24 protein-coding genes are annotated in these 25,655 nt (G+C 68.2%); 9 read left to right on the top strand and 15 right to left on the bottom strand.

The window, feature by feature from the left end:
• The first annotated feature begins 20 nt into the window (after positions 1 to 20).
• Entirely contained in the window at positions 21 to 743 is a 723-nt protein-coding gene (locus tag LGM56_RS09400) for a FadR/GntR family transcriptional regulator (RefSeq protein ID WP_089472139.1), read from the top strand.
• Positions 744 to 788: 45 nt separating this feature from the next.
• Here LGM56_RS09400 and cynR read toward each other — a convergent pair whose 3' ends face one another.
• On the bottom strand, positions 789 to 1,679 hold the full coding sequence (cynR, locus tag LGM56_RS09395; RefSeq protein ID WP_206150152.1) for a transcriptional regulator CynR: 891 nt from the start codon (positions 1,677 to 1,679) through the stop codon (positions 789 to 791).
• Between the two features lie 311 nt (positions 1,680 to 1,990).
• Between cynR and LGM56_RS09390 the strand changes: the two genes are divergently transcribed.
• Complete coding sequence (locus LGM56_RS09390) at positions 1,991 to 3,190, top strand: MFS transporter (RefSeq protein ID WP_226204323.1); 1,200 nt, start codon at positions 1,991 to 1,993, stop codon at positions 3,188 to 3,190.
• Positions 3,191 to 3,299: 109 nt separating this feature from the next.
• On the opposite strand, the gene LGM56_RS09385 is transcribed toward LGM56_RS09390, so the two are convergent.
• Positions 3,300 to 4,358 carry an L-idonate 5-dehydrogenase gene (locus tag LGM56_RS09385; RefSeq protein WP_089424474.1) on the bottom strand — a complete coding sequence of 353 codons (1,059 nt, stop codon included), beginning with the start codon at positions 4,356 to 4,358 and terminating at the stop codon, positions 3,300 to 3,302.
• Positions 4,359 to 4,371: 13 nt separating this feature from the next.
• Entirely contained in the window at positions 4,372 to 5,145 is a 774-nt protein-coding gene (locus tag LGM56_RS09380; RefSeq protein ID WP_226204321.1) for an SDR family NAD(P)-dependent oxidoreductase, read from the bottom strand.
• Positions 5,146 to 5,296: 151 nt separating this feature from the next.
• Here LGM56_RS09380 and LGM56_RS09375 point away from each other — a divergent pair, with 151 nt between their 5' ends.
• Positions 5,297 to 6,199, top strand: a complete 903-nt coding sequence (locus LGM56_RS09375) for a LysR substrate-binding domain-containing protein (protein ID WP_226204319.1) — start codon at positions 5,297 to 5,299, stop codon at positions 6,197 to 6,199.
• Positions 6,200 to 6,276: 77 nt separating this feature from the next.
• Here the strand turns inward: LGM56_RS09375 and gap are convergent, their stop codons facing one another.
• Positions 6,277 to 7,287: a type I glyceraldehyde-3-phosphate dehydrogenase gene (gene gap / locus LGM56_RS09370; protein WP_059500962.1), complete on the bottom strand. Its 1,011-nt coding sequence runs from the start codon at positions 7,285 to 7,287 to the stop codon at positions 6,277 to 6,279.
• Positions 7,288 to 7,374: 87 nt separating this feature from the next.
• The gene (tkt, locus tag LGM56_RS09365) at positions 7,375 to 9,447 is read right to left on the bottom strand and encodes a transketolase (protein ID WP_089494081.1); all 2,073 of its coding nucleotides are present in this window, start codon (positions 9,445 to 9,447) and stop codon (positions 7,375 to 7,377) included.
• A gap of 216 nt (positions 9,448 to 9,663) precedes the next feature.
• Here tkt and speE point away from each other — a divergent pair, with 216 nt between their 5' ends.
• The 3 genes from speE to LGM56_RS09350 all read left to right on the top strand — a co-directional run bounded on the left by speE (position 9,664) and on the right by LGM56_RS09350 (position 11,885).
• A complete protein-coding gene (gene speE, locus LGM56_RS09360) occupies positions 9,664 to 10,521 on the top strand; it encodes a polyamine aminopropyltransferase (RefSeq protein ID WP_089439211.1) in 858 nt (285 codons plus the stop codon).
• Positions 10,522 to 10,683: 162 nt separating this feature from the next.
• Positions 10,684 to 11,100, top strand: coding sequence for a VOC family protein (locus tag LGM56_RS09355; RefSeq protein WP_226204317.1), 417 nt, complete (start codon positions 10,684 to 10,686; stop codon positions 11,098 to 11,100).
• Between the two features lie 17 nt (positions 11,101 to 11,117).
• A complete protein-coding gene (locus LGM56_RS09350; protein WP_226204315.1) occupies positions 11,118 to 11,885 on the top strand; it encodes a 16S rRNA (uracil(1498)-N(3))-methyltransferase in 768 nt (255 codons plus the stop codon).
• A gap of 127 nt (positions 11,886 to 12,012) precedes the next feature.
• On the opposite strand, the gene LGM56_RS09345 is transcribed toward LGM56_RS09350, so the two are convergent.
• The 4 genes from LGM56_RS09345 to LGM56_RS09330 all read right to left on the bottom strand — a co-directional run bounded on the left by LGM56_RS09345 (position 12,013) and on the right by LGM56_RS09330 (position 16,669).
• Entirely contained in the window at positions 12,013 to 12,789 is a 777-nt protein-coding gene (locus tag LGM56_RS09345) for a hypothetical protein (RefSeq protein WP_226204313.1), read from the bottom strand.
• A 148-nt stretch (positions 12,790 to 12,937) separates the two neighbouring features.
• Positions 12,938 to 13,501, bottom strand: coding sequence for a barstar family protein (locus LGM56_RS09340; RefSeq protein ID WP_089439207.1), 564 nt, complete (start codon positions 13,499 to 13,501; stop codon positions 12,938 to 12,940).
• Positions 13,502 to 13,517: 16 nt separating this feature from the next.
• A complete protein-coding gene (locus tag LGM56_RS09335; RefSeq protein WP_031398890.1) occupies positions 13,518 to 13,949 on the bottom strand; it encodes a ribonuclease domain-containing protein in 432 nt (143 codons plus the stop codon).
• A gap of 377 nt (positions 13,950 to 14,326) precedes the next feature.
• Positions 14,327 to 16,669, bottom strand: coding sequence for an NADP-dependent malic enzyme (locus tag LGM56_RS09330; RefSeq protein WP_306427099.1), 2,343 nt, complete (start codon positions 16,667 to 16,669; stop codon positions 14,327 to 14,329).
• Between the two features lie 135 nt (positions 16,670 to 16,804).
• Between LGM56_RS09330 and thiL the strand changes: the two genes are divergently transcribed.
• From thiL to LGM56_RS09315, 3 genes are read left to right on the top strand one after another with little or no spacing between them, the layout of a single operon-like run.
• A complete protein-coding gene (gene thiL, locus LGM56_RS09325) occupies positions 16,805 to 17,803 on the top strand; it encodes a thiamine-phosphate kinase (RefSeq protein WP_089494077.1) in 999 nt (332 codons plus the stop codon).
• A complete protein-coding gene (locus tag LGM56_RS09320; RefSeq protein WP_226204311.1) occupies positions 17,793 to 18,344 on the top strand; it encodes a phosphatidylglycerophosphatase A in 552 nt (183 codons plus the stop codon). The genes thiL and LGM56_RS09320 overlap by 11 nt, the downstream gene beginning before the upstream one ends.
• A 31-nt stretch (positions 18,345 to 18,375) precedes the next feature.
• Complete coding sequence (locus LGM56_RS09315) at positions 18,376 to 18,876, top strand: CinA family protein (RefSeq protein WP_034186407.1); 501 nt, start codon at positions 18,376 to 18,378, stop codon at positions 18,874 to 18,876.
• A 38-nt stretch (positions 18,877 to 18,914) separates the two neighbouring features.
• Here the strand turns inward: LGM56_RS09315 and LGM56_RS09310 are convergent, their stop codons facing one another.
• From LGM56_RS09310 to araG, 6 genes are all read right to left on the bottom strand, one after another.
• A complete protein-coding gene (locus tag LGM56_RS09310) occupies positions 18,915 to 19,973 on the bottom strand; it encodes a haloacid dehalogenase-like hydrolase (protein ID WP_226204309.1) in 1,059 nt (352 codons plus the stop codon).
• A 221-nt stretch (positions 19,974 to 20,194) separates the two neighbouring features.
• On the bottom strand, positions 20,195 to 21,022 hold the full coding sequence (gene pyrF / locus LGM56_RS09305; RefSeq protein ID WP_011350899.1) for an orotidine-5'-phosphate decarboxylase: 828 nt from the start codon (positions 21,020 to 21,022) through the stop codon (positions 20,195 to 20,197).
• 39 nt (positions 21,023 to 21,061) lie between these two features.
• Positions 21,062 to 22,123 carry an aldose 1-epimerase gene (locus LGM56_RS09300; protein WP_089494074.1) on the bottom strand — a complete coding sequence of 354 codons (1,062 nt, stop codon included), beginning with the start codon at positions 22,121 to 22,123 and terminating at the stop codon, positions 21,062 to 21,064.
• Between the two features lie 49 nt (positions 22,124 to 22,172).
• Positions 22,173 to 22,979, bottom strand: a complete 807-nt coding sequence (locus LGM56_RS09295; protein WP_226204307.1) for an SDR family NAD(P)-dependent oxidoreductase — start codon at positions 22,977 to 22,979, stop codon at positions 22,173 to 22,175.
• Positions 22,980 to 23,008: 29 nt separating this feature from the next.
• A complete protein-coding gene (araH, locus tag LGM56_RS09290) occupies positions 23,009 to 24,025 on the bottom strand; it encodes an L-arabinose ABC transporter permease AraH (RefSeq protein WP_039353002.1) in 1,017 nt (338 codons plus the stop codon).
• 70 nt (positions 24,026 to 24,095) lie between these two features.
• On the bottom strand, positions 24,096 to 25,607 hold the full coding sequence (gene araG / locus LGM56_RS09285; protein ID WP_226204306.1) for an L-arabinose ABC transporter ATP-binding protein AraG: 1,512 nt from the start codon (positions 25,605 to 25,607) through the stop codon (positions 24,096 to 24,098).
• Between the last annotated feature and the right edge of the window lie 48 nt (positions 25,608 to 25,655).

Raw genomic sequence — 25,655 nt, 5'->3', positions numbered from 1 at the left:
CCGCCTGCGTGCGGATTACAATGCCGGTCAGACCGGCCCAAGTTCACATCATGAAAAACGTTCCGCATACCGTGACCGACGCCGCCATCGCGACGATCCGCGACCGGATCGAGGCAGGCGTTTATCCGGTCGGCAGCCTGCTGCCGGCCCAGCGCCAGCTCTCCGAGGAGCTGGAGATCAGCCGCGCGTCGCTGCGCGAGGCGCTGTCGACGCTCGAGGCGCTCGGGATGCTGCGCATCCGCGCCGGCAAGGGCGTGTATGTCGAAAGCGCGCAGGCCACGGCCGCGCATGCATGGCGCTTCGCCGAGCAGTCGTCGCCGCCCGACACGTACCAGATGCGCTACGCGCTCGAAGGGTTCGCCGCGCGGATGGCCGCGCACGTCGTCAGTGACGACGACATCGCGTGGTTCGAGGACAACCTCGCCGACCTGCACGTCGCGCTCACCGAAAACGCGCTCGACGACGCGTCGCAACTCGACTTCGACTTCCACATGCGGATCATCCATCTCGCCGGCAACGCGGCGATCGAATCGGTGCTGCGCAGCAGCGCGGACATCATGAAGGAAAGCCAGCGCATGCCGTTCTACCGGCGCGAGCTGCTGCTGTCGACGTGGCAGGAGCACCGCGCGATCGTCGACGCGCTGATCGCGCGCGATGCGGGCGCCGCCGGCATCGCGATCGAAACGCACATCGCGAACGCCGCGCAGCGCGCGGGCATCTTCTTCCCGACACCCCGCACGTGACGGCCCGGGCGGCCGCCCGTCGCGCGCGCCGCCCGGTCTTGCCGGTCAACTTCCCGACGGATCCCGATACGCGAGCGCACGCTCGATGAACGCACGCGCCGCGACGCTGCGGTACGCGCCCTTGCGCGTGAGCAGCGCGGCCGTGCGCGCGGGCAGCGGCGGATCGATCTCCAGCGCGCACAGGTCGGCGCTCTCGCGCGCGACCGCGTCGGGCAGCACCGTCGCGAGCCGGCCGCACCGCACGAGCTCCAGCACCGCGCTGACCGTATTCGTCTCGATCGCGATCTTCGGCTGCGCGCCGTGTTCGATGAAATACCGGTCGATGCGCTCGCGCGTCGCGAACGCGCGGCTCAGCAGCACCAGCGGCTCGCCGCCGAGCTCGGCCGGCGTCAGCGCGCGACGGCGCCGTGCAAGACGATGCGTGCGGCCCGTCACGAGCGCGAGCGGCTCGTCCCACAGCGGCAGCGCGTCGATGTCCGGCGCACGCGGCGGCATGAACGCGAAGCCCGCGTCGAGCCGGTCGTCGGCGAGCAGCGCCTCGATGCGCGCCTGCGGCATCGCATCGATCGTCAGCGCGACGTTCGGATAGTCGGCATGGAACGCGTCGATCAGCGAGCCGCTCAGGTAGGCCGCGAAGGTCGGCATCATCGCGAGCCGCAGCGACCCGCTGCCGAGATCGGCGACGTCGTGCAGCGCGCGCTGACCCGCATCGAGCTCGTGCAGCGCGGCGCGCGCATGGCGCGCATAGACTTCGCCGAACTCGGTGAGCTGCACCGTGCGGCCCGAGCGGTCGAACAACGGCACGCCGAGCGTGTCCTCGAGCTGGCGCACCTGCTGCGACAGCGTCGGCTGCGACACGTGCAGCGCGTCGGCCGCGCGCGTGAAACTGCGCTGCTCGGCGACGGCCAGGAAATAGCGGATGTGGCGGAGGAGCATGGCGGCCGAGGTATTGGTTTTGCCAATGAAGCGCATAACGATCCAGTCTTGGACGCTATGGCTCGATTCCCGCATCATACGCACATCCGTTCCCGTGCATGACCACTGCCAGCGCACCGGAACGGCTCGCCCGGGCCCGCCCTGCCTCCGCCGCCGCACGACGATCCGCCGCCCGCCCGATCCGGGCCCGGCCGCGATCCGCCCGGCGCGCATCGGCTCACCGCCGAGCCGTCGACGCCGGCCCCGATTTCCGTCACCCCGCGCATCCGACGGCTCCGTGCCGCCGGCCGGCGCCGCTGTTTTTCGCGACCATGGAACCGCATCACGACACCCATCCTCCCCTGACCCGCGCCATGACGCTGCTGTTCGCCTGCGCGTGCGGCATCGTCATCGGCAACATCTATTACGCGCAGCCGCTGCTCGCCGCGATCGCGCGCAGCTTCGGGCGCGCGCCGACCGAGCTCGGCTATCTCGTCACGCTGACGCAGCTCGGTTACGCGGCGAGCCTGCTGCTGATCGTTCCGCTCGGCGACGCGGTCAACCGTCATACGCTGATCGTGCGGCTGCTGATGCTCAACGTCGTCGCGCTGGTCGCGGTCACGTTCAGCACGAACTTCACGATGTTCGTCGTCGCGAACGTCGCGGTCGGCTTCGTCACCTGTTCGACGCAGCTGCTCGTGCCGTTCGCCGCATCGCTCGCCGATGCGCGCTCGCGCGGCCGCGCGGTCGGCACCGTGATGAGCGGGCTGCTGCTCGGCATCCTGCTCGCGCGCGTCGCGGCCGGCGCGATCGCCGACGGGTTCGGCTGGCGTGCGGTGTACGGCATCGCGGCGGTGATGGTGGCGGCGCTGACCGTCGTGCTCGCCGTGAAGCTGCCGAAGGATCGCCGCGATGCGCGCCTCGACTATGCGGCACTGATGAAGTCGCTCGTCGCGCTGGTGCGCGCACAACCGCTGATCGCGCTGCGCTCGACCTACGGCGCGCTCGTGTTCGCGTGCTTCAGCCTGCTGTGGACAGGCCTCACGTTCCTGCTCAGCCAGCCGCCGTACAGCTATTCCGAAGGGCAGATCGGCCTGTTCGGCATCGTCGGCGCGGTGGGCGCGCTCGCGGCCACGTCAGCCGGCCGGCTCGTCGATCGCGGCCACGGCAACGCGGCAACGGGGCTGTTCGCGGCGGCCGTGCTCGCGTCGTTCGCGCTGATCGCTGCCGGCGCGCACTCGCTCGCGGCGCTGATCGCGGGCATCCTGCTGCTCGACGTCGGCGTGCAGGGCATGCACATCTCGAACCAGAGCGTGATCTATGCGCTGGCCGGCAACGCGCGCAGCCGCGTGACGACGATCTACCTGACGAGCTACTTCATCGGCGGCGCATTCGGGTCGTTCGCGGCGAGCGTCGCGTACGGGATCGACGGCTGGCGCGGCGTGTGCATCGCGGGCGCTGCGCTTGCCGGCGTGCTGATCGCGCTGTGGCTCGCGTCGCAGCGCGTCGGCGCGCGGCAGGTCGCGCAGTGATGCAGTAGCTTGTTTTCGCAGCACGACGAAAAAAGGGCACGCCGCGCAAATCGCGGGCGTGCCCTTTTGACGACGTCGATACCGTCCGTCGCGCGCTAGCGCGTGATCGTCACGCGGCCTCGTCCGCGAAGTCGATCAGCACCTTCATCGCGCGCTGCCGGTCGCCGGCCAGTTCGAACGCGAGGTTCGCGTCGCGCATCGGGAACACGCGCGTGACGGCCGGCCGCAGGTCGACGCGCCCCGCGTTGATCAACTGCACCGCGAGCGCGAATTCCGCATGGAAGCGGAACGACCCGCAGATCGACAGCTCCTTCGCGACCACGACGTTCTGCGGCAGGCTGACATCGCCGCCGAGCCCGAGCTGCACGACGACCCCACGTGGACGCATCACGTCCAACCCGTCACGCAGCGCGCGCGCATTGCCCGAACACTCGATCATCACGTCGAACGTGCCCTTGTCGGCGCCGTAGCGCTCGACCCAGCCGGCATCGACCACCGCATTGATCGTGCGGTCGGCGCCGAGCGCGCTCGCCACGGCCAGCGGCGCCTCGACGACGTCGGTCGCGACGATCTCCGCCGCACCGTGCACACGCGCCGCCGCCACCGCCAGCACGCCGATCGGCCCGCAGCCCGACACCAGCACGCGCTTGCCGATCAGCGGGCCCGCGCGCGACACCGCATGCAGCCCGACCGCGAACGGTTCGGCGAGCGCCGCGAGCGACAGCGGCACGTGATCGGCGACCTTCACGCACTGCACCGCGTCGCACACGAGCGCATTGCGGAACGCGCCCTGCACGTGCGGCATCCGCATCGCGCTGCCGTAGAAGCGCATGTCGAGACACTGGTTCGGCAGCCCTTCGAGGCAATAGCGGCACGCGCCGCACGGCCGGCTCGGATTGACCGCAACGCGATCGCCGACCTTCACCGACGTCACGTCCGGCGCGACTTCGGCGACCGTGCCGGCCACCTCGTGGCCAAGCACCATCGGCTGCTGCAGCCGAATCGCGCCGAAGCCGCCGTGCCGGAAGTAATGGAGATCGGAGCCGCAGATGCCGCCCATCGCGACGTCGACGCGCACCTGGCCCGGGCCGATCTCGCCCGCGTCCTGCTCTTCCACTCGCAGGTCGTTCGGCCCGTGGATCACGACACACATGCAACGCATACGCATGACAGCCTCCTTGTCAGACGGCACTGGTCAAACCGCCGTCGACGAACAGCGTCTGGCCGTTCACGAAATCGGATGCGGCCGACGCGAGGAAGATCGCCGCGCCGCACAGCTCGTCGACGCGCCCCCAGCGACCGGCCGGCGTGCGCTTGCACAGCCAGTCCGAGAACGCCGCGTCGTCGACCAGCGCACGGTTGAGTTCGGTTTCGAAATAGCCGGGCGCGAGGCCGTTCGCCTGGATGCCGTGGCGCGCCCAGTCGGCGCACATCCCTTTCGTCAGCATCCGCACCGCGCCCTTGGTCGCCGCGTACGGCGCGATCGTCGGCCGTGCGAGCTCGCTCTGCACCGAGCAGATATTGATGATCTTGCCGCGGCCGCGCGCGATCATGTGCCGCGCGACGGCCTGCGCGACGTTGAACACGCCGTCGAGGTTCACGCGCATCAGCGCATGCCAGTCGTCGGGTTCGAACGCATCGAGCGGTGCGCGACGCTGGATGCCCGCGTTGTTCACGAGGATGTCGATCGCGCCGACGCGCGCCTCGAAATCGTCGATCGCCGCGCGCACCTGTGCGTGCTCGGCGACGTCGAATACCGCGTAGTCGGCCGTGAAGCCTTCCTCGCGCAGACGCTGCACGAGCGTCGCGGCCTTCTCCTCATTGCGATCGTTGATGACGATCGCCGCCCCCGCTTCGGCCAGCCCGCGAGCGAGCGTCAGCCCGATCCCGCGTCCGGAACCGGTAATCAGTGCGCGGCGGCCGTCGAGGCGGAACCGGTCAAGCGCGTGGGTCATGCGTGTCTCCTCGTGCCAGTCGAGCCGACGGCCCATCGCGGCCGGTCTCGCGTCGACGGTATCTTCGGCTATCGGCCGGGTGCCGCGCCAATGGTCTTTTTTGATCCGGTTATCATGAAACTTGATCACCGCCCTCGCCTGCCCGCCGCCCATGGAACTCAAGCAATTGCGCGCCTTCGTCACGCTCGCGGAAGAGCTGCATTTCGGGCGCGCCGCGCAGCGCCTGTTCATCGTGCAGCCGGCGCTGAGCATGCAGATCAAGGCGCTCGAGGAAGCACTCGGCGCGCGCCTGTTCGAGCGCGACCGGCACAAGGTCGAACTGAGCGATACGGGGCGCGTGTTCCTGCCCGAGGCGCGCGCCACGCTGCAGCAGGCCGCACGCGCGGAACAGATGGCTCGGCTGTCGAGCCGCGGCGAGATCGGCACGCTGCGGATCGCGTTCGTGTCGTCGGTGCTGCCCGCGCTGCTGCCGGCCGTGCTGCGCACGATGCGCGAGCGCTATCCGCTGATCACGCTCGAACTGAAGGACCTGCCGACACCCGACCAGATCGCCGCGCTGCGCGACCGGCGGATCGATTTCGGGATGATCCGGCTGCCGGCCGCGTATGCGGGCATCGACACGCGCGTGGTGCTGGAGGAAGGTTTCGTCGTCGCGCTGCCGCTCGACCATCCGCTCGCCGCACACGATGCGATCGCGCCGGCCGCGCTGCGCGGCCAGCCCGCGTTCGTGCTCGCGCGCCGCTACGCGCCGGGTTTTCACGACGACATGCTGCTCGCGCTGAGCCGCGCGGGCACGACGCTCGAGATCGCGCAGGAGTTCGGGGAATTCACGACGATGCTCGCGCTCGTCGCAGCGGGCATGGGCATCGGGCTGATTCCGGCGGAGGCCGCCAGCGCGCTGCCGCCGAACGTGCTCGCGCGGCCGCTCGACCTGGCCGGGCATCGTACGGGCATCGGCCTCGCGTGGACCGATCTCGACAGCCCGCTGAAGCGCGCGTTCGTCGCCGCGCTCGAGCAGGTGACGGCCGCATCGAGCCATAACGGCGGGCAATAAAAAAGCCCGGCCGGAAAAACCGGGCCGGGCTCGTTCGCCGCGCAGGCCGCCTTGCGGCGGTCGCGCAACGTGCAGGATTACTTCGCGTTCGCGAATGCGACAGCCGTATCCAGCATGCGGTTCGAGAAACCCCACTCGTTGTCGTACCAGCTCGACACCTTCACGAGGCGGCCCGACACCTTGGTCAGCGTCGCGTCGAACGTCGACGAAGCCGGGTTGTGGTTGAAGTCGATCGACACCAGCGGTGCGTCGTTGTAGCCGAGGATGCCCTTCAGCGCGCCTTCCGAAGCTTCCTTCATGATCGCGTTGACTTCCTCGACCGTCGTGTCGCGCTTCGCGATGAACGACAGGTCGACGATCGACACGTTGATCGTCGGGACGCGGATCGCGTAGCCGTCGAGCTTGCCGTTCAGTTCCGGCAGCACGAGGCCGACGGCCGAAGCAGCGCCCGTCTTCGTCGGGATCTGGCTGTGCGTGGCCGAACGCGCGCGGCGCAGGTCTTCGTGATAGACGTCCGTCAGCACCTGGTCGTTCGTGTACGCGTGGATCGTCGTCATCAGGCCGGTTTCGAGGCCGATCTTGTCGTTCAGCGGCTTGACGAGCGGCGCGAGGCAGTTCGTCGTGCACGATGCGTTCGAGATGACGGTGTGCTCGGCCTTCAGCACGTCGTGGTTCACGCCGTAGACGATCGTCGCGTCGACATCCTTGCCGCCCGGTGCCGAGATGATCACCTTCTTCGCGCCGCCCTTCAGGTGCGCGCTCGCCTTTTCCTTCGTCGTGAAGAAGCCCGTGCATTCCATCACGACGTCGACGCCCAGCTCGCCCCACGGCAGTTCGGCCGGGTTGCGGTTCGCCAGCACGCGGATCTTGTCGCCGTTCACGACGAGGTAGTCGCCGTCGACCGACACTTCACCCGGGAACTTGCCGTGCGCGGTGTCGTACTGGGTCAGGTGCGCGTTGGTCTTCGCATCGCCCAGATCGTTGATCGCGACGATCTCGATGTCATGCTTCTTGCCGTTCTCGTAGAACGCGCGCAGCGTGTTGCGGCCGATGCGGCCGTAGCCGTTGATTGCGACGCGAATCGTCATGGTCTATCTCCTGATGGCTGAAAAAATTCGTTTCGTGCAGCTTCACGGTGCGACGCGCGAGGGGTGGCGCGCGTCGCGTCTGTCTCTTTAGGCCAGCACGGCCTTGGCGGTCTCGACGACGTGCTCGACGGTGAAGCCGAAGTACTTGAACAGCACGCCGGCCGGCGCCGATTCGCCGAACGTGTCGATCCCGACGACGCCGCCTTCGAGGCCGACGTACTTGTGCCAGAAGCTCGTCACGCCCGCTTCGATCGCGACGCGGCGCACGCCGTGCGGCAGCACGCGCTCACGGTATTCGGCGTCCTGGCGGTCGAACACGTTGGTCGACGGCATCGACACGACGCGTGCCGCGATGCCTTGCTGCGCGAGCGGCTCGACGGCCTTCATCGCGAGTTCGACTTCCGAGCCCGTCGCGATCAGGATGATCTTGCGCGCGACGATCTCTTCGTCCCAGTCCTTCAGCACGTAGCCGCCCTTCTCGATGTTCGCGATCTGCGCATCGGTACGCGGGTTGAACGCCAGGTTCTGGCGGCTGAAGATCAGGCTCGACGGACGGTCGGCGGCGATCGCGTGGGTCCATGCGACGGCCGTTTCGACCGTGTCGGCCGGACGCCATACGTCGTGGTTCGGGATCAGGCGCAGGCTCGACACGTGCTCGATCGACTGGTGCGTCGGGCCGTCTTCGCCGAGGCCGATCGAGTCGTGCGTGAACACGAAGATCGACGGCACCTTCATCAGCGCGGCCACGCGCAGCGCGTTGCGGCTGTAGTCGGAGAACGTCAGGAACGTGCCGCCGAACGGCTTGTGGCCGCCGTGCAGCGCGAGGCCGTTGATCGCGGCGCTCATGCCGAATTCGCGCACGCCGTAGTTGATGTGGTTGCCCAGCTGGACGCCCGGGCCTTCCGGATTCGCGCGGACGGCCTTCGATGCCTTCCAGTTGGTCAGGTTCGAGCCGGTCAGGTCGGCCGAGCCGCCGAGCAGTTCGGGCAGCGCGGCAGCCAGGCCTTCGATCGCCTGCTGCGACGCCTTGCGGGTCGCCACCGTCTCGCCGCGCTCGTTCGCGCCGGCGATGATCGCCGCAGCCTTTTCGGCCCAGTCGGCCGGCAGCTGGTTGGCCATCCGGCGCTCGAATTCAGCGGCTTCTGCCGGGAACTTCGCGCGATACGCAGCGAACGTCGCATCCCATTCGGTTTCCGCGCGTTTGCCGGCTTCCTTCGCGTCCCATGCCGCGTAGACTTCCTGCGGAATCACGAACGGCTCCCAGGTCCAGCCGAGCGCCGCGCGCGTCTTCGCGATTTCTTCCGCGCCGAGCGCCGCGCCGTGCACGTCGTGGCCGCCGGCCTTGGTCGCCGCGCCCTGGCCGATCACCGTCTTGCAGCAGATCAGCGTCGGCTTGTCCGACAGCTTCGCCTTCGCGATGGCTGCGTCGACCGCGTCGACGTCATGGCCGTTCACGTTCGGGATCACGTTCCAGCCGTAGGCTTCGAAACGCTTCGGGGTATCGTCGTGGAACCAGTTCACGACGTCGCCGTCGATCGAGATGCCGTTGTCGTCGTACAGCGCGATCAGCTTGTTCAGCTTCAGCGTGCCGGCGAGCGAGCAGGCTTCGTGCGAGATGCCTTCCATCAGGCAGCCGTCGCCGAGGAACACGTACGTATGGTGATCGACGATCTTCGCGCCGTCACGGTTGAACTCGTCGGCCATCAGCGCTTCGCCGAGCGCCATGCCGACCGCGTTCGCGAGGCCCTGGCCGAGCGGGCCGGTGGTCGTCTCGACGCCCGGCGTGATGCCGTATTCCGGGTGGCCCGGCGTCTTCGAGTGCAGCTGGCGGAAGTTCTTCAGCTCTTCGATCGGCAGGTCGTAACCGGTCAGGTGCAGCAGCGAGTACAGCAGCATCGAGCCATGGCCGTTCGACAGCACGAAGCGGTCGCGGTCGGCCCAGTGCGGGTTCGTCGGGTTGTGCTTCAGATGGCGCGACCAGAGCGCGACGCCGATTTCGGCCATGCCCATCGGCATGCCGGGGTGGCCGGAGTTCGCTTGCTGGACGGCGTCCATTGCGAGCGCACGGATCGCATTGGCCATCAGGGTGGTGGAGGCGGGAGACGAAGTCGTCATGTCGAGTCCGGAGAACGAGTCGAGGAAACGGGGGCACGGCGGCATCCGGAAGCTCGAGCGTCAATCGTTCCCGGCGCGCGGTGCGGCGCCTGACGGACGCGAAGCGGACGGAGCCTACGGACGGGGCTGCAAAGCTCGTCATTTTAACAGATGGGCTGACATTTCCCTTGTCGGCGAGTAGTGTTCCGGCACGGTTTTCCGTCAAACCGCCCGCCTCCTATAATTCAGACGTCGGAACTGCCAGCCCTGAGTGGCCCGCCCGTGAGCACGACTCTACTTTTCCACCCTACGCCCGACTCCGCCTACGGCTTCCCGAACGCCCGGCGGCTCGCGCACGTCGCGTCGCCGCACCAGCAGATCGAGGTTTGGGAAACCCCGCAGCTCGGCCGCCTGTTCACGCTGGACGGCCGACCGATGACGTCGGTCGGCGACGAGTACGTCTATCACGAGTGCATGACGCACCCGGCCGCGCTCGCGCATCCGTCGCCGCGCAAGGCGCTCGTGCTCGGCGGCGGCGACGGCGGTGCGGCGCGCCAGCTGCTCAAGCATGCGTGCATCGCGCGGATCGTGATCGCGGAACTCGACGACGAGGTGGTCGGAATGGCGCGCCGGTATCTCGACGACGTGCACCAGGGCGCGCTCGACGACCCGCGCGTCGAGGTCGTGATCGGCGACGCCGCGCATTTCGTCGAGTCGACCGTCGAGCATTTCGATCTCGTCGTGTTCGACCTCACGCCGCCCGATTCGCCGGCGGCCGGCCTCTATACCCGCGCGTTCTATGCGCGGCTCAAGCGGATCCTGACGCCGTGCGGCGCGATCTCGATGCACCTCGGCTCGCCGGTGTTCCACGCGGCGCGCATCGCCGCGCTGCTCGACGACCTGCGCGCGAGCTTCGCGGTCGTCGATCCGCTGTCCGCGCACGTGCCGCTGTATGGCTCGCAGTGGCTGATGGCGATCGCGAGCGACACGCTCGACGCGGCCGCGCTGTTCGCGCACGACATCGACGAACGGCTCGCGGCCCGCCGCGTCCAGGGCTTGCGCTACTACGATGCGCGGCTGCATGCGTCCCTCTTTGCCCTGCCGCGCGCGCTGCGCGATACACTGGGCGTTCGCCGCTGAGCGTCCGCGCGGCCGCCCCGCTTCCGTTTTCCATCGCGTCCCTGCAGGATTCGCGATGCATCGCACCGGGGCGGAATGTCCTGGACGCCGTGCCGCCCCCCTGAACGAACGCCCGGGCATGGAATCAGAACACGTGCCCAAGCGCCCCCACAGGAGATTTTCATGACCGATCCACGTCCGGCCAACGTGCCTTGGTTGACGCCCTACCTGGCCGTACGCAACGCGCGCGCGGCCATCGATTTCTTCAAGGCCGCATTCGGCTTCGAACTGCGCGACGTGCACGACGAAGACGGCGCGATCATGCACGTCGAGATGGCCTACCGCGGCCAGCTGATCGTGATGTTCGCGCCCGAAGGCGCGTTCGGCTCGACCGCGCGCACGCCGAAAAGTGCGAACGCCACTGCGCCGCAATCGTTCTACCTGTATGTCGACGACGTCGACGCCTCCTGGCAGCGCGCGCTCGACGCGGGCGCGAAGTCGCTGAGCGCGCCGCAGGATCAGTTCTGGGGCGACCGGTTCGCGCAGATCGAGGATCTCGACGGCTACCGATGGGCGCTCGGGCGCCGTCTCGACGCATGACCCCAACCGTTACACGCATGAACGAAGCCACCACCACCGCGGCCGTGCCGCGCTTTTTCGTCGACGCGGCACTGCGCGCCGACGCCACGCTCGCGTTGCCGGCCGAGGTCGCGCGCCACGCACAGGTGCTGCGCCTGCAGCCCGGCGACGTGCTCGCGCTGTTCGACGGCACCGGCGGCCAGTACCGCGCGCGGCTCGTCGAGATCGACAAGCGCAGCGCGCTCGCGCAGATCGACACGTTCGAACCGGCCGAGGCCGAGCCGCCCTATCGCGTGACGCTCGCGCAAGGCATCGCCGGCGGCGACAAGATGGACTGGGTGATCGAGAAGGCCGTCGAGCTCGGCGTGACGGCGGTCGTGCCGCTGTCGACCGCGCGCGGCGTCGTGAAGCTCGCCGGCGAGCGCGCGGACAAGCGCGTCGCGCACTGGCGCGGCGTCGTGCGCGCATCGTGCGAGCAATGCGGGCGCAACCGCGTGCCCGACGTCGCGCCGGTCGCCGGCTTCAACGCGTGGCTCGATACGCTGCCGGCGGCACCGGCCGACGGCGAACTGCGGCTGCTGCTGTCGCCGCGCGCGAGCATCCCGTTCGCGTCGCTGCCCGGCACGCCGCCCGCTGCAACCGTCACGCTGCTGATCGGGCCGGAAGGCGGGCTGTCGCCCGACGAGGAACACGCGGCCCGCGCACGCGGGTTCACCGCGCTGTCGCTCGGGCCACGCGTGCTGCGAACCGAGACGGCAGGCGCGGCCGTGCTTGCGGCGCTTGCGGCGCGCTGGGGGGGATGGTGATCGGAAGTCGTGCCCGCACAAGACGGCGCGACACGCCCTGACCGCACGCCACCCTGCCGCCGCACGACAAGCGGCCCGGCATCGCCGCGGGAATGCGGCCCGTGGCGATGCGGCGGTCTATCGCAACTTACTTGTCGCTCGACGAGCCATGCGGCATCGCTTCTGACAACGCATCGAGCACCGGCGTCAGCACGTCTTGCGGGCTACCGGTCGTCCAGCCGCCGCCGAGGCTGTAGATATCGATCTTGCCCGTCACGGGGTACGTGACCGGCGCTGCGTCCAGCACCTTCGCCATGCCGGAGAAGATCGCATTGAACGCGACAATCCGGGCCGCATCATTCTTCAGGCGGCCGTTGCCGAGCTTCGCCTCCAGCGCCTTCGCGCCGGGCCCCACATCCGGGACGCGGCACGCAAATTCCACCGTCGCGATCGTTTTGCCCTCAATCGCCGAGTTCGGTCGTTGCGACGACCCGGTTGCCTTGCACTCCGAGCGATTGATCGCACGCTGATAGGCCGCTGCCATGCTCTCAACCGACGGACGCAATGCGGCACTCGCCTTCGCCGGCATCGGCACCAGCAAGTCTTCAGCCATCTCCTTGCGCATCGAATCGCCCATCTTCGACAGAACGTCGACGTTGAGCGCGTCCTTGCCGCCGTAACTCGCGCGCACCGCATCGTTGAATTCGCGGGCTTTCGACACATCGCCGTTGACGAATGCGCCGATGTAAAGGCCGACGGTCTGCTCAGGCGTCAGCGGCGCGGCATGCGCGGCGCCCGCCGCGACCAGCAGGGGCAGCACGACGGCGCGTGCGGAACGGGAAATATTCATGGGAAGACAGCCCTCTCTCGATGGTTTGTTTTGTGCGCCCGACGCGGCGGCTGCCGCGGCCGGGCCGACCGACATTGTCTCGAAAAAAGGTGCCGGATGAAAGGCCGGTGTCAGCCGGCCATACGCCGTTCCGGCCCGCACGCATCGCGCAGGCGCAAAAAAGCCCGCTCGAGGCGGGCTTCCGAAAGATGATTCGCCAAATCGGCCGCTGGCCGGCGTGCGCTTACGCGAACGAGTAGAACACGCGGAACGCGACCTTGCGCTCGGCCCAGAATTCGGCCGCCTCGCGGAACACGTCGAGCAGCGTCTCGCGCCCTTCCTTGTCGAACTTCTGCGCGATCGGCAGCCCTTCGAGGACGATCACGAAACCGGGCTGCGCGCCGGCCTTCGCGACGAGGTCGGTCAGGGAGTCGTACAGCGCGTCGTAGTTCTTCCCGAAATGCTTCGGGAACAGGAACGACGTCGCGATCGTTTCCATCACTTCCTGCTTCGACTGCGCGGCGCCGCAAAACGCATACAGGAAATGCTGGCCGAGCCGGCCGGCTTCGTCGGCAAGATCCTGCACGCGGAACGCGCGGATCGACTGCACGAGATTGGGTCGCACGGTCGTGAAAAGGCTCATAGGCTCCTCGTTCGATGAAAGCCCGGGCTCGGCTTCCTGTTGCTCCGGCGTGCCGCCAGCCTGCGCCGCCGCGTGCAGTTGGATCACGCGCTGAAACAGATTGCCGTCGCCGGCCGCGAACAGTTCCGCCGCCGCCGTTTCGTGCGCGTAGATGGAGTCGCTCATGCCATTCGTCCCGAAGTCATTCAACAATACGTTTAAAACTGTTGTAGTGGTCGCCCGTGTAATAACAGTTGTCGATCCGGCGCAGTGGCCCGCCGCAGACGATCCGGCGCGCACCGCGATTGCGGGCACGCGGCGTCGGCACCGTGTACTCATGGTAGTAGCCGCGCTTCGCTTTTGGCAGGATCCGCTCGCGGTTGCCAAACACGACGCCGTCTTTCTCGTACGGATAGGGACCGCCAGCGCCGATCAGGCCCAGCGTGGTCACGGCCTCGCGCGGAAGACGGGCGGTCGGAATCGTATCGAGCCCGCTCGCCGCCACGTCGGCCGGAACGGCCTCCCGTGCGTAAGCGGCGGAAACCAGACTGCCCGTCGGCGTGCCGACGATACCCATCGCGAACATCGCGAAGACGGACGCGAGCGCGCCGTTGCGGAGCCACTTGCGTGCCATGAACCAGGGTTCCCGCTGTTAAATCAAGTAGTTGACGACCAACAAAGGCGTTAGCGTAGCGTTATTGGCCGCGCGAATCAATGTCCGTTTGGGAATCGAAAGCGTCGTGATATCCGGAATCGCGCATTTCTTACCGAAATTACACTACATTTATCTTACATAGGATAAAATCCGGACGGCATCTCGCCAATGGTGGGAACTGCCTCCCCGCCTTGCTCGCTGTCTGGAGTGGAGAGATGCTGCTTGTTGCTTGCGGGAAGCGCGTATGCGCCCTGCCCGGCGGCGTGCCCATTGTGGGCACGCCTCTTTTTGCTTTTGTTTACAATTTTCCCGACGCGCCACGCCGGTTCGACCGGCCTGGCGCGTTCGTTTTGGCGTTAGCGCGTGGCGTTCACGTCGGCGACCAGCAGCGCCGCCATGTTGACGATGCGGCGAACGGTCGCCGATTCGGTCAGCACGTGCACCGGCTGCGCCGCGCCCAGCAGGATCGGCCCGATCGCGATGTTGTTGCCCGCGGCCGTCTTCAGCAGGTTGTACGCGATGTTCGCGGCGTCGATGTTCGGCAGGATCAGCAGGTTCGCTTCGCCTTCCAGTGTCGACTCCGGCAGGATTTCCTTGCGCAGCGCCGCGTCGAGCGCGACGTCGCCGTGCATCTCGCCGTCCACCTTCAGCTCCGGCGCACGTTCCTGCAGGATCGTGAGCGTATCGCGCATTTTCTTCGCCGAAGGGGCGTTGCTCGTGCCGAAATTCGAGTGCGACAGCAGCGCGACCTTCGGCTCGATGCCGAAGCGGCGCACTTCTTCCGCCGCCATGATCGTGATCTCGGCCAGCTCTTCCGGGGTCGGGTCGACGTTCACGTGGGTGTCGACGAGGAAAATCTGGCGGCCCGGGAGCACGAGCCCGTTCATCGCCGCGTACACGCTGCAGCCCGGGCGCTTGCCGATCACCTGGTCGATGAAGTGCAGGTGGCGGTGCGTGGTGCTGATCGTGCCGCAGATCATCCCGTCCGCTTCGCCCTTCTTCACCAGCATCGAGCCGATCAGCGTCGTGCGGCGGCGCATCTCGACGCGCGCAAGCTGCTCGCTGATGCCCTTGCGCGCCATCATCTTGTAGTACGTCTGCCAGAAATCGCGGTAGCGCTCGTCGTGCTCGGTGTTGACGACCGTGAAATCGGTGCCCGGCGTCAGGCGCAGGCCGTAGCGCTGGATACGGTGCTCGATCACCGACGGGCGGCCGATCAGGATCGGCTTCGCGAGTTTTTCGTCGACGATGATCTGTACGGCGCGCAACACGCGCTCTTCTTCGCCTTCCGCGAACACGACGCGCTTCTTCTCTTCCGGCGCGGCGCGCGCAATCTGGAAGATCGGCTTCATCGTCGTGCCGCTGTGGTACACGAACTGCTGCAGGTGCTGCTTGTACGCGTCCATGTCCTCGATCGGGCGCGTCGCGACGCCGCCGTCCATCGCGGCCTGCGCGACGGCCGGCGCGATCTTCACGATCAGGCGCGGATCGAACGGCTTCGGAATCAGGTATTCGGGCCCGAACGACAGGTCCTGGATGCCGTACGCGGTCGCGACGATGTCGCTCTGCTCGTGCTGCGCGAGCTCGGCGATCGCGTTGACGGCCGCGATCTCCATTTCACGCGTGATCGTCGTCGCGCCGACGTCGAGCGCGCCGCGGAAGATGAACGGGAAGCACAGGACGTTGTTGACCTGGTTCGGGTAATCGGTGCGGCCGGTCGCGAGAATCGCGTCGGGGCGCACTTCGAGCGCCGCTTCCGGCAGGATTTCCGGCGTCGGGTTCGCGAGCGCGAGGATCAGCGGACGCTCGGCCATGCCCTTCACCATCTCCTGCTTCAGCACGCCGGCGGCCGACAGGCCGAGGAAGATGTCCGCGCCGTCGATCACTTCGGCCAGCGTCCGCGCTTCCGTTTCGCGGGCGAAACGCTCCTTGTCCGGATCCATCAGCTCGGTGCGACCCTTGTAGACCACGCCCGCCAGGTCGGTCACGATGATGTTCTCGAGCGGCAGGCCGATGTCGACCAGCAGGTCGAGACACGCGAGCGCGGCCGCACCTGCGCCGGACGCGACGAGCTTGACCTTCTTGATGTCCTTGTTGACGACCTTCAGCCCGTTCGTGACGGCCGCGGCCACCACGATCGCGGTGCCGTGCTGGTCGTCGTGGAACACCGGAATCTTCATCCGCTTGCGCGCTTCGCGCTCGACGATGAAGCAGTCCGGCGCCTTGATGTCTTCCAGGTTGATCCCGCCGAAGGTCGGCTCCAGCGCGGCGATCACGTCCACCAGCTTGTGCGGGTCCGACTCGTTCAGCTCGATGTCGAACACGTCGATGCCCGCGAACTTCTTGAACAGCACCGCCTTGCCTTCCATCACCGGCTTCGATGCGAGCGGGCCGATGTTGCCGAGACCGAGCACCGCCGTGCCGTTCGTGACGACGCCGACCAAGTTGCTGCGCGCGGTGAAGCGTGCCGCGTTGAGCGGATTCTCGACGATCTCCTCGCACGCGTACGCCACACCCGGCGAGTACGCGAGCGCGAGGTCGCGCTGGTTGATCATCTGCTTGGTCGGGGCGATCGCGATTTTCCCGGGGGTCGGGAATTCGTGATAGTCGAGCGCGGCTTCGCGAAGTTTGGCTTTGGAGGAGGCTTGGGTAGACATGTGTCTCTTGGCGGGCGGATTAGAATGACTCTTCGACGGCATTGTAGCGCCAATCATCGGCCGCCAGACCGGCGATTCGGGTGCAACAGCCGCGACAAAATTGTACTGAACGGTGCAGGAACGCCGCCGCTCGCCTCGTACAATGCCGTTCCTTCCATCGTTTCGGATCCATCCGCCGTGCCAGCCGCCCTCTCCGAGTTTTCGCTGATCGAACGCTTCTTCACGCGCCGCGCCGCGCAGGGCGCCCGTGCGTCGACGCTCGGCATCGGCGACGACTGCGCGTTGATCACGCCCCGATCCGGGAAATTGCTGGCCATTTCGACGGACATGCTGGTGGAAGGCCGCCACTTCTTCCCCGACGTCGCACCCGACGCGCTCGGCCACAAGACACTCGCGGTCAACCTGTCCGACCTCGCGGCGATGGGCGCCGAGCCCCGCGCGTTCACGCTCGCGTGCGCGCTGCCGCGGGCCGACGCCGCGTGGCTGGAAGCGTTCAGCAACGGGCTGTTCGCGCTCGCCGAGCGCTACCGCTGCGAGCTGATCGGCGGCGACACGACGAGCGGCCCGCTGAACCTGTGCGTGACCGTGTTCGGCGAAGTCGCGCCCGACGCGGCGCTGCGGCGTGACGCCGCGCGCGACGGCGACGATGTCTGGGTATCCGGCACGCTCGGCGATGCGCGCGCCGGCCTCGGCGTCGCGCGCGGCGAATGGACGGCCGGCGCAAACGAATCAGCCGCGTTCCGGCGCGCGCTCGAGTACCCCGAACCGCGCATCGCGCTCGGCCTCGCGCTAGCGGGCATCGCGCACGCGGCGCTCGATCTCTCGGACGGCCTCGCCGGCGACCTGCAGCACATCCTGGCCCGCTCGAACGTGCGCGCCGAGATCGATGCCGACGCGGTGCCGCGCTCGGCCGCGCTCGCGACGCTGGCGCCCGACGTGCAGCGCCGCTGCACGCTGGCCGGCGGCGACGATTACGAACTGTGCTTCACCGCGCCGGCGGCGGCCCGCGCGGCGGTCGAGGCGGCGGGCGTGACGGCCGGCGTGGCGGTTACCCGAATCGGTACAATACGCGCGTTGTCCGCGCCGTCGGAGCAGCCCGCGATCACTTGGCGCGACGCTGCCGGCGCGCCCCTCGCTCTCACGTTGCACGGCTTCGACCACTTCCATGCAGACTGACCCGACGCCCGCGCACGCCGCGGCCGAGCCCGGCGCCGCATCCGGCGGCAACGCGCCGCGGCGCGCGACCGCGCGCTTCATGCTGTCGCACCCGGCGCACATCGTGTCGCTCGGCTTCGGCAGCGGGCTCGCGCCGATCATGCCCGGCACGTTCGGCTCGCTGTTCGGCTGGCTGACGTTCGTCGTGCTCAACCGCTACCTGACGGTGCCCGAATGGTGGGCGCTGATCGCGGCCGGCTTCGTGGCCGGCACGTGGCTGACCGGTTTCACCGCGAGGAAGATGGGCTCGGCCGATCCGGGCGCCGTCGTCTGGGACGAGATCGTCGCGATCTGGCTCGTGATGCTGTTCGTCACGCCCGCGACCTTCGTCGGCCAGTTGTGGGCGTTCGTCGCGTTCCGCTTCTTCGACATGCTCAAGCCGCCGCCGATCCGCTATGTCGACCGCCGCCTGAAAGGCGGGCTCGGCATCATGGTCGACGACCTGGTCGCCGCGTTCATGACGCTGCTCGTGATCGCCCTGTGGCGCTCCGTCGTCGGCTGACCGATTTTCCGACTCCCGTTTCCCGACGCGCATGCCAACCGATTCCGTCGTCCATCAGCTTGCGATCCGCGCAGGCAACAAGCTGCGTGACGAGCACCTGACGCTCGCCACCGCCGAATCCTGCACCGGCGGCATGATCGCCGCGGCGATCACCGACATCTCCGGCAGCAGCCAGTGGTTCGAGCGCGGCTTCGTCACGTACTCGAACCAGGCCAAGATCGAGATGATCGGCGTGCCGCCCGACCTGATCGACAAGCACGGCGCCGTCAGCGAGCCCGTCGCGCGCGCGATGGCCGAAGGCGCGCTGCGCAACAGCCGCGCGCAGGTCGCGCTGTCCGTCACCGGCATCGCGGGCCCCGCGGGCGGCAGCGAGAAGAAGCCGGTCGGCACCGTGTCGTTCGGCTGGAGCAACCGGCTGCATACCGACGTCGAGACGCTCGTGTTCAAGGGCGACCGCGAACAGATCCGCACGCAGGCGGCCGCGCATGCGCTGCGCGGGCTGCTGAAGCTGCTCGACGAGCGCGAGGGCTGATCGGGCCGGGGGCGCACGCCGCGCCCCCGCCTGCCCGCTTACTGGATCGCGTCGGGCTTCACGACGATCCAGTTCTTGTCCGCCGTCACCGGCAGGCCGAGCGACTTCTGCCGCGCGGCCGATTCGTCCGACCACGCGCGGATCTGCGCCATCTGCTTGTCCTTCTTGTTCACCCACACGCGCACGCCGCCGCGCGCGACGTCGGTCGCGTTCAGCAGCATGTAGCCGTCGGACGTCGGCGTGTCGCCCGCGACGAGCACCGGCTTCTTCCACTGGTCGATCCAGCCGACGATCGAGCCGAGCTTGCCCTCGTACCACGTCATCGGGTTCATCAGGAACGGCGTGATCACCAGGCCGCGGTTCGCGGCCTCGTCGTACTTGCCGGCCTTGATCTGCAGCCGCGAGGTGGTCAGCGCGCCGGTTGCCGGGTTGCGCAGCAGCGTCGTCACGCCGATCACGTTCTGCGGCTTCACGTTGTAGCCGTACTTCGGGTCGGACAGCACGAGCCGCGCGAGCTCCTCATGCGCGGCCGTCATCACGTAGACCTCGATCCCGTTCTCGCGCAGCGCGTTGTACAGCTCCTGCATCCCGCGGAAGAAACGCGGCGGGTTCACCGTGCCGTCGACCACCTTGTCGCCCTGCCAGTAACGGATCGGGATCGGCTGGCCGTCGGCGAGCATCGCGTCGACGTGGCGCTTCAGGTCGGCCAGCGACTGCCCGGCGAACGCCTGCGCGATCCACGGGTAGCAGACCAGGTCGTCGATTTCGCACAGCCGGTAGTAATAGCTCGTCAGCGATTCCTGGTAGTCGGCGGAATCCTTGAACGGGATCAGCTTCAGCGACGGGTCGAGCGTGTCGCGCGTCAGCACGCCGCGACGCTCGAGGTACGGCAGCAGCGACTCCTCGAGGTCGTAGCGGTAGGTCGTGTTGTCGGCGTCGAACACCGCGTAGTCGCCGCGGTGCGCGTGCGCGGCGATCATCTCGTTCAGCGCCTTCGCGTTATCGGCCGGCCAGTGCGAGAGATCCGCCGCATGGGCGAAGCTCAAGCACAACGATGCGGCAAGCGCGCTCAGAAGACGTCGGGACAGCTTGTGCATGGCGTCGCTCCTTTCTTGACATTTTCGTGACGGATCGATGACAAGCGGCAGCATCGCGCGATTGGCGCGCGGGGATGCGGTGCGGAAGCGACGGGAAGTTGTCCGCGTGCGCCAGTGCGGGCCGGGCAGGCGGAAGAGCGGAAAAACGGGAGGAAAGCGCCGGGCTCGCGCGTGGGAGCCCGCCGGAACCGGCTGCCCGGACGGGCAACCGGCGCAACCGATCAACGATGCGCGTTGATCGTGTCGCGCGTCTTCTGCGCGGCGAGCGCCGCGGCTTCGGCGAAATCCTCGCCCTTGCTCGCGTACAGGATCGCGCGCGACGAGTTGATCATCATGCCGGTGCCGTCGGCCGTGCGGCCCGCGTTGACGGTCGCCTGCACGTCGCCGCCCTGCGCGCCGATACCGGGGATCAGCAGCGGCATGTCGCCGACGATCCCGCGCACGATCTCGATTTCCTTCGGGAACGTCGCGCCGACCACGAGGCCGAGCTGGCCGTTCTTCGCGTTCCACTTGTTCGCCGCGAGATCCGCGACGACCTGGTACAGCGGCCGGCCGTTCGTGTCGAGGAACTGCAGGTCGGAGCCGCCCGGGTTCGACGTGCGGCACAGCACGATCACGCCCTTGCCTTCGTGCTCGAAGTACGGCTCGACCGAGTCGTAGCCCATGTACGGGTTCACCGTGACGGCGTCCGCGCGGTAGCGCTCGAACGCTTCGCGCGCGTACTGCTCGGCCGTGCTGCCGATGTCGCCGCGCTTCGCGTCGAGGATCACCGGCAGGCCCGGATGCTGGAGGTGGATGTGCGCGATCAGCCGCTCGAGCTGGTCTTCCGCGCGATGCGCGGCGAAGTAGGCGATCTGCGGCTTGAACGCGCTCGCGTATTGCGCGGTCGCGTCGACGATCTGCCGGCAGAATTCGAAGATCGCATCGGGCTGGCCGTCGAACTGCACGGGAAAGCGCGACGGCTCGGGATCGAGGCCGACGCACAGCAGCGAATTGGTGCGCTGCCACGCGGCGCGCAGCGATTCGATGAAAGTAAGCGGGGAAGACATGGCGGGTACTCGCGGCAAACCGTTGGTAGACCGCGTATTTTACCCGCGTCGCCGGCGCGCCTCGCGCGAAGCCGCATTGCCGCGCGCATCGGCGCGCTCGACGGTGAACGCGAAACGCCGCGTGAGCCGCTCGCCGGGCGCGAGCAGCGTCATCCCGTGCGCGGTCGCGCCGCCCGGCAGGTTCACCGCGTTGATCGGATGATCGACCGGCTCGAAGCAGAAGAAATCCTCGCCGGGCGGCGTATAGAGCACGTACGCGTCGGCGTCGGCCGCCACCGTCAGCGACAGCCCGCGGCGCGGCCAGCTCACCGTCGCGTGGCCGCCCCAGCCGGTGAACGCATGATTGACGAGCGCGGCCGGCAGCGGGTACGCGACGCCGAACTGCCAGGCCGGCGGCACGCTCACGTGCCGCACCGGCAGGAAATCCGCGCCCGACAGCCACAGCCCGCCGGCAGCCGCGGCCAGTTCGGTCGCGGTATCGCGCACGAGGAACGGATGCACGCCGAGCCCGAACGGCAGCCGCGCGCGCCCCGCGTTCTCGATCGTCAGCGCGATCGACAGCGTCGCGTCGTCGAGCTCGAACGACTGGATCGCGCGGAACGCATACGGCGCGCCGGCGGTGCGATCGAGCGACAGTTGCAGCGACGTGCCGGTCGCATCGTCCACCTGCCACCGCGCGAGCCAGCCGTCGCCGTGGATCGGCAGCGGCTCGTCGCGGCGGTTGCGCGGCACCGCGACCTTGCGCCCGTCGCACTCGAACCGCCCGTCGCCGATCCGGTTCGAGTACGGCAGCAGCGGATAGCACGCGAGCTCGTTCGGGTCCGTCGCCGTCTCCGGGTGCTCGCAGCGGCGGAACACCGGCATCAGCGCGCCGTTGTCACCACGCCAGTCGAAGCGCGCGATGCCGCCGCCGAGATGCGGCAGCACGTCGAGCCGCAGCGACGCGTTCGACAGCGAGACGGCCGCCGCATGCGCGGCGCCGACGCCCTGCGCGAAGGCTGCTGTCTGCGGGCCGGCGCTGACCGGCTGCGCGGCGGCGGCCAGGCGCGCACGGCGCGACTGGCTGGTGGACGACGATGCGCTCGAGGACGTGGCGGTCATGGTGAACTCCTTTCCTTCGTCGAAGAATCGATGCGGGTCGTGCGGACGGTCAGGCCCAGCCGCCGTCGACGATCACGTCCTGCGCGGTGATCATCCGGCTGTCGTCGGCCGCGAGGAACAGCGCCATCCGCGCGAGATCGGCGGGCAGCAGTTCGGCATCGAGGCACTGGCCGGCCTTGATCGCCGCGCGGCCCGCGTCGTCGAGCCACAGCCGGCGCTGCTTGTCGGTCATCACCCAGCCGGGCACCAGCGAATTCACGCGGATGCCGAACGGGCCGAGGTCGCGCGCGAGGCCGCGCGTCAGCCCCTGCACGGCCGCCTTCGCCATCACGTAGACGGGATAGCCGCCGTTCTTCAGCATCCAGCTGATCGAGCCGAGATTGATGATCGCGCCGCCGCCCTGCCGCTTCATGTCGTCGATCACCGCCTGCGCGGCGAAGAACTGGTGGCGCAGGTTCACCGCGATGCCCGCGTCGAACGATGCGGGCGTCACGTCGCCGATCGCATGGCGCGTGTCGTTCGCCGCGTTGTTCACGAGCACCGCGATCGCGCCGATGCGCGCGCGAATCGCGTCGATTGCATGGCGCAGCGCGTCGATGTCGGTCAGGTCGCACGGGAGGAACAGCGGCGCATGGCGTACGTGCGCGAGGCGTTCCGCGAGCGCGGCGCCGGCCGCCGCGTCGAGGTCGACGAACGCGACGCGCGCCCCCTGTTCGGCAAAGTGCTCGACGAACGCCGCGCCGATGCCGGTCGCGCCGCCCGTGATCAGCACCGCGCGATCCTCGAGGCTCGGGTAGCGTGCAAAGCGCGCGTGGCTCGCGGTGTGCGGGTCATGCGCGGAAGTGTCGATGGTCATGCGGTTCGTCTCCGTGAGAGCGGATCGGGTCAGTCGCGGACGCCGCGGTTCTTCAGCTGGTCGAGCAGCACGGCCGCGAGCAGGATCGCGCCGCGCACGAGGTACTGGTAGAACGCGTCGATGTTCAGCAGGTTCATCACGTTCTCGACGGTGCCCATGATCAGCACGCCGATCACGACGCCCGAGATCGTCGCGCGGCCGCCCATCAGCGACACGCCGCCAAGCACGCACGCGGAGATCACGTTCAGCTCGAAGCCCTGCGCGGCGTTCGGCTGGCCCGACGTGATGCGCGAGGCGAGGATCACGCCCGCGAGCGCCGTCACCGCGCCCTGGATCAGGAAGATGTACACGCGCGTGCGTTCGACGTTGATCCCCGCGAGCCGCGAGGCTTCCGGGTTGCCGCCGATCGCGAGCGTGTTGCGGCCGTAGACCGTCTGGTTCAGCAGCACGCCGAACGCGATGAAGCACAGCAGCGTGACCCAGATCGGCAGCGACACACCGAAGAGCGTGAGCCCGCCGAGCGCGATGAACGTATCCGACGACACGCCGACCGCCTGCCCCTTCGACACGATGAAGCCGAGCCCGCGCACGATCTCCATCGTCGCGAGCGTCGTGATCAGCGCGTTGATGCGCAGGTACGCGATCACCGCGCCGTTCACGAAGCCGATCGCGGCGCCGGCCGCGACCGCCGCGACGATCGCGACGAACGTGTTGTCGGTCGCGTTCAGCACCATCGCGCACAGCACGCCCGAGAACGCGACGGTCGAGCCGATCGACAGGTCGAAGTCGCGCGACGCGAGACAGAACATCATCGTGCACGCGACCATGCCGATCTGCGAGATCGACAACGCGAGGCCGAGCATGTTGTCGATCGAGAAGAAGTGATCGACGGTCAGCGACATCGTGATGAACATCACCGCGAAGATCGCGATCAGGCTGTATTCGGTCAGATGCTGCCACCACTTCTGGCGGTCGCTCTGCTGCGGCACCAGCGCGTCGGCCGACGGCTTCACGGCGGCGCTGCCAAGGTTTTCGTTGACTTGCATGATTGAGTCTCCTGCTCCTGCATCGCACGGCCCGCGCCGTGCCTGTCCGATTCGATTGTCGTGTGCGGCGTCAGGCCGCCTCGACGGCGCTCGTCTGCGGCAGCGCCAGGTTCAGCACCGCGTGTTCATTCGCCTGCTCGCGCGGCAGTTCGCCCGCGATCCGGCCTTCGCGCATCACGACGATGCGGTCGGACACGCCGAGCACTTCCGGCAGCTCCGACGACACCATCACGATCGCGCAGCCGCGTTCCGCGAGCCGGTAGATCACGTCGTAGATCTCGTGCTTCGCGCCGACGTCGATCCCGCGCGTCGGCTCGTCGAGGATCACGACCTTCAGGTCGGGCTCCGCGAGCCAGCGCGACAGGATCGCCTTCTGCTGGTTGCCGCCCGACAGGAAACGGATCTTCTGGCGCCGGCTCGGCGTCTTGATCTTGAGCCGCTGGATGAAACGGTCGGCCGTTTCGCTTTCGGCCTTGCGATTGATGAAGAGCCCCGCGCGCAGCGAATGGCGGCGGCAGCTGATGTTGATGTTCTCCGCGACCGACGCGATCGCGATGATCCCCTCTTCCTTGCGGTCCTCGGGGCACAGCACGATGCCGTGGCGGATCGCGTCGCCGGTGCGCTTCACGTCGATGCGCGCGCCGTCGAGCGTCAGCACGCCCGCACGCCGGTGATCCGCGCCGTACACGAGCCGCATCAGCTCGCTGCGGCCCGCGCCGACGAGCCCGAAGAAACCGACGATCTCGCCCGCGCGCACCGAGAAGCTCGCGGGTTCGCGCAATGCCGGGCCGTCGATGCCTTCGGCCGCGAAGCGCACGTCGCCGAGCGCACGCGGCGCGTAATGATAGATATCCGAAATCTCGCGCCCGACCATCTCGGCGACGAGCCGTTCGCGCGGCACGTCGGCGAGCGATTCGTGCGACGCGATCTTGCGCCCGTCGCGGAAGATCGTGCAGGCGTCGCACAGCCGGTAGATCTCGTCCATCCGGTGCGAGATGTAGATCAGCGCGCGGCCCTGCGCACGCAGGTCGTCGACGAGCTTGAACAGCACTTCGGTCTCGCGATGCGACAGCGAGCTGGTCGGTTCGTCGAGCGCGATCACGCGCGCATTGCGCATCAGCGCCTTGCAGATCTCGACCATCTGCCGCTGCGCGATCGACAGCCGCCCGAGCCGCGCATCGGGATCGAGGTCGACGCCCATCGCCGCGAGCCGTTCGCGCACGAAACGCTTCGCCTCGCGCTTCCTCACCCAGCCGAACGCATTCGGCAGGCGGCCGAGCAGCAGGTTTTCCGCGACCGTCAGGTCGGGCACGTACTGCAGCTCCTGGTGAATCACCGCGATGCCGGCCGCGATCGACGCGGCCGCACTCGCGAACTGCACGGACCGGCCGTCGACCAGCACGCTGCCCGCATCGGGCTGGTATTCGCCGCCGAGAATCTTCAGCAGCGTCGACTTGCCCGCGCCGTTCTCGCCCATCAGGCCATGCACCTCGCCCGCATGCACGTCGAACGAGATGCCGTCGAGTGCGCGCACGCCGGGAAAGACCTTGCCGATATTGTCAAAACGCAGTGCCGCTGACACGTCGTCTCCCTACTCTTGCAGATCCATCGATCGCCGGCTGCCGCGTGG

The sequence above is a fragment of the Burkholderia sp. AU38729 genome, from assembly GCF_020419725.1.
In the GTDB taxonomy this organism is placed as follows: domain Bacteria; phylum Pseudomonadota; class Gammaproteobacteria; order Burkholderiales; family Burkholderiaceae; genus Burkholderia.
The sequence above is the reverse complement of the archived record's forward strand: the minus strand, read 5'-3'. Positions and strand labels throughout refer to the sequence as shown.

Excerpts from the sequence above, each read along its gene's own strand:
- LGM56_RS09400 (WP_089472139.1), top strand. The coding sequence starts at position 21 with ATGCCGGTCAGACCGGCCCAAGTTCACATCATGAAAAACGTTCCGCAT.
- cynR (WP_206150152.1), bottom strand. The coding sequence starts at position 1,679 with ATGCTCCTCCGCCACATCCGCTATTTCCTGGCCGTCGCCGAGCAGCGC.
- LGM56_RS09390 (WP_226204323.1), top strand. The coding sequence starts at position 1,991 with ATGGAACCGCATCACGACACCCATCCTCCCCTGACCCGCGCCATGACG.
- LGM56_RS09385 (WP_089424474.1), bottom strand. The coding sequence starts at position 4,358 with ATGCGTATGCGTTGCATGTGTGTCGTGATCCACGGGCCGAACGACCTG.
- LGM56_RS09380 (WP_226204321.1), bottom strand. The coding sequence starts at position 5,145 with ATGACCCACGCGCTTGACCGGTTCCGCCTCGACGGCCGCCGCGCACTG.
- LGM56_RS09375 (WP_226204319.1), top strand. The coding sequence starts at position 5,297 with ATGGAACTCAAGCAATTGCGCGCCTTCGTCACGCTCGCGGAAGAGCTG.
- gap (WP_059500962.1), bottom strand. The coding sequence starts at position 7,287 with ATGACGATTCGCGTCGCAATCAACGGCTACGGCCGCATCGGCCGCAAC.
- tkt (WP_089494081.1), bottom strand. The coding sequence starts at position 9,447 with ATGCCGCCGTGCCCCCGTTTCCTCGACTCGTTCTCCGGACTCGACATG.
- LGM56_RS09355 (WP_226204317.1), top strand. The coding sequence starts at position 10,684 with ATGACCGATCCACGTCCGGCCAACGTGCCTTGGTTGACGCCCTACCTG.
- LGM56_RS09350 (WP_226204315.1), top strand. The coding sequence starts at position 11,118 with ATGAACGAAGCCACCACCACCGCGGCCGTGCCGCGCTTTTTCGTCGAC.
- LGM56_RS09345 (WP_226204313.1), bottom strand. The coding sequence starts at position 12,789 with ATGTCGGTCGGCCCGGCCGCGGCAGCCGCCGCGTCGGGCGCACAAAAC.
- LGM56_RS09340 (WP_089439207.1), bottom strand. The coding sequence starts at position 13,501 with ATGAGCGACTCCATCTACGCGCACGAAACGGCGGCGGCGGAACTGTTC.
- LGM56_RS09335 (WP_031398890.1), bottom strand. The coding sequence starts at position 13,949 with ATGGCACGCAAGTGGCTCCGCAACGGCGCGCTCGCGTCCGTCTTCGCG.
- LGM56_RS09330 (WP_306427099.1), bottom strand. The coding sequence starts at position 16,669 with ATGCCGTCGAAGAGTCATTCTAATCCGCCCGCCAAGAGACACATGTCT.
- LGM56_RS09320 (WP_226204311.1), top strand. The coding sequence starts at position 17,793 with ATGCAGACTGACCCGACGCCCGCGCACGCCGCGGCCGAGCCCGGCGCC.
- LGM56_RS09315 (WP_034186407.1), top strand. The coding sequence starts at position 18,376 with ATGCCAACCGATTCCGTCGTCCATCAGCTTGCGATCCGCGCAGGCAAC.
- LGM56_RS09310 (WP_226204309.1), bottom strand. The coding sequence starts at position 19,973 with ATGCACAAGCTGTCCCGACGTCTTCTGAGCGCGCTTGCCGCATCGTTG.
- pyrF (WP_011350899.1), bottom strand. The coding sequence starts at position 21,022 with ATGTCTTCCCCGCTTACTTTCATCGAATCGCTGCGCGCCGCGTGGCAG.
- LGM56_RS09300 (WP_089494074.1), bottom strand. The coding sequence starts at position 22,123 with ATGACCGCCACGTCCTCGAGCGCATCGTCGTCCACCAGCCAGTCGCGC.
- LGM56_RS09295 (WP_226204307.1), bottom strand. The coding sequence starts at position 22,979 with ATGACCATCGACACTTCCGCGCATGACCCGCACACCGCGAGCCACGCG.
- araH (WP_039353002.1), bottom strand. The coding sequence starts at position 24,025 with ATGCAAGTCAACGAAAACCTTGGCAGCGCCGCCGTGAAGCCGTCGGCC.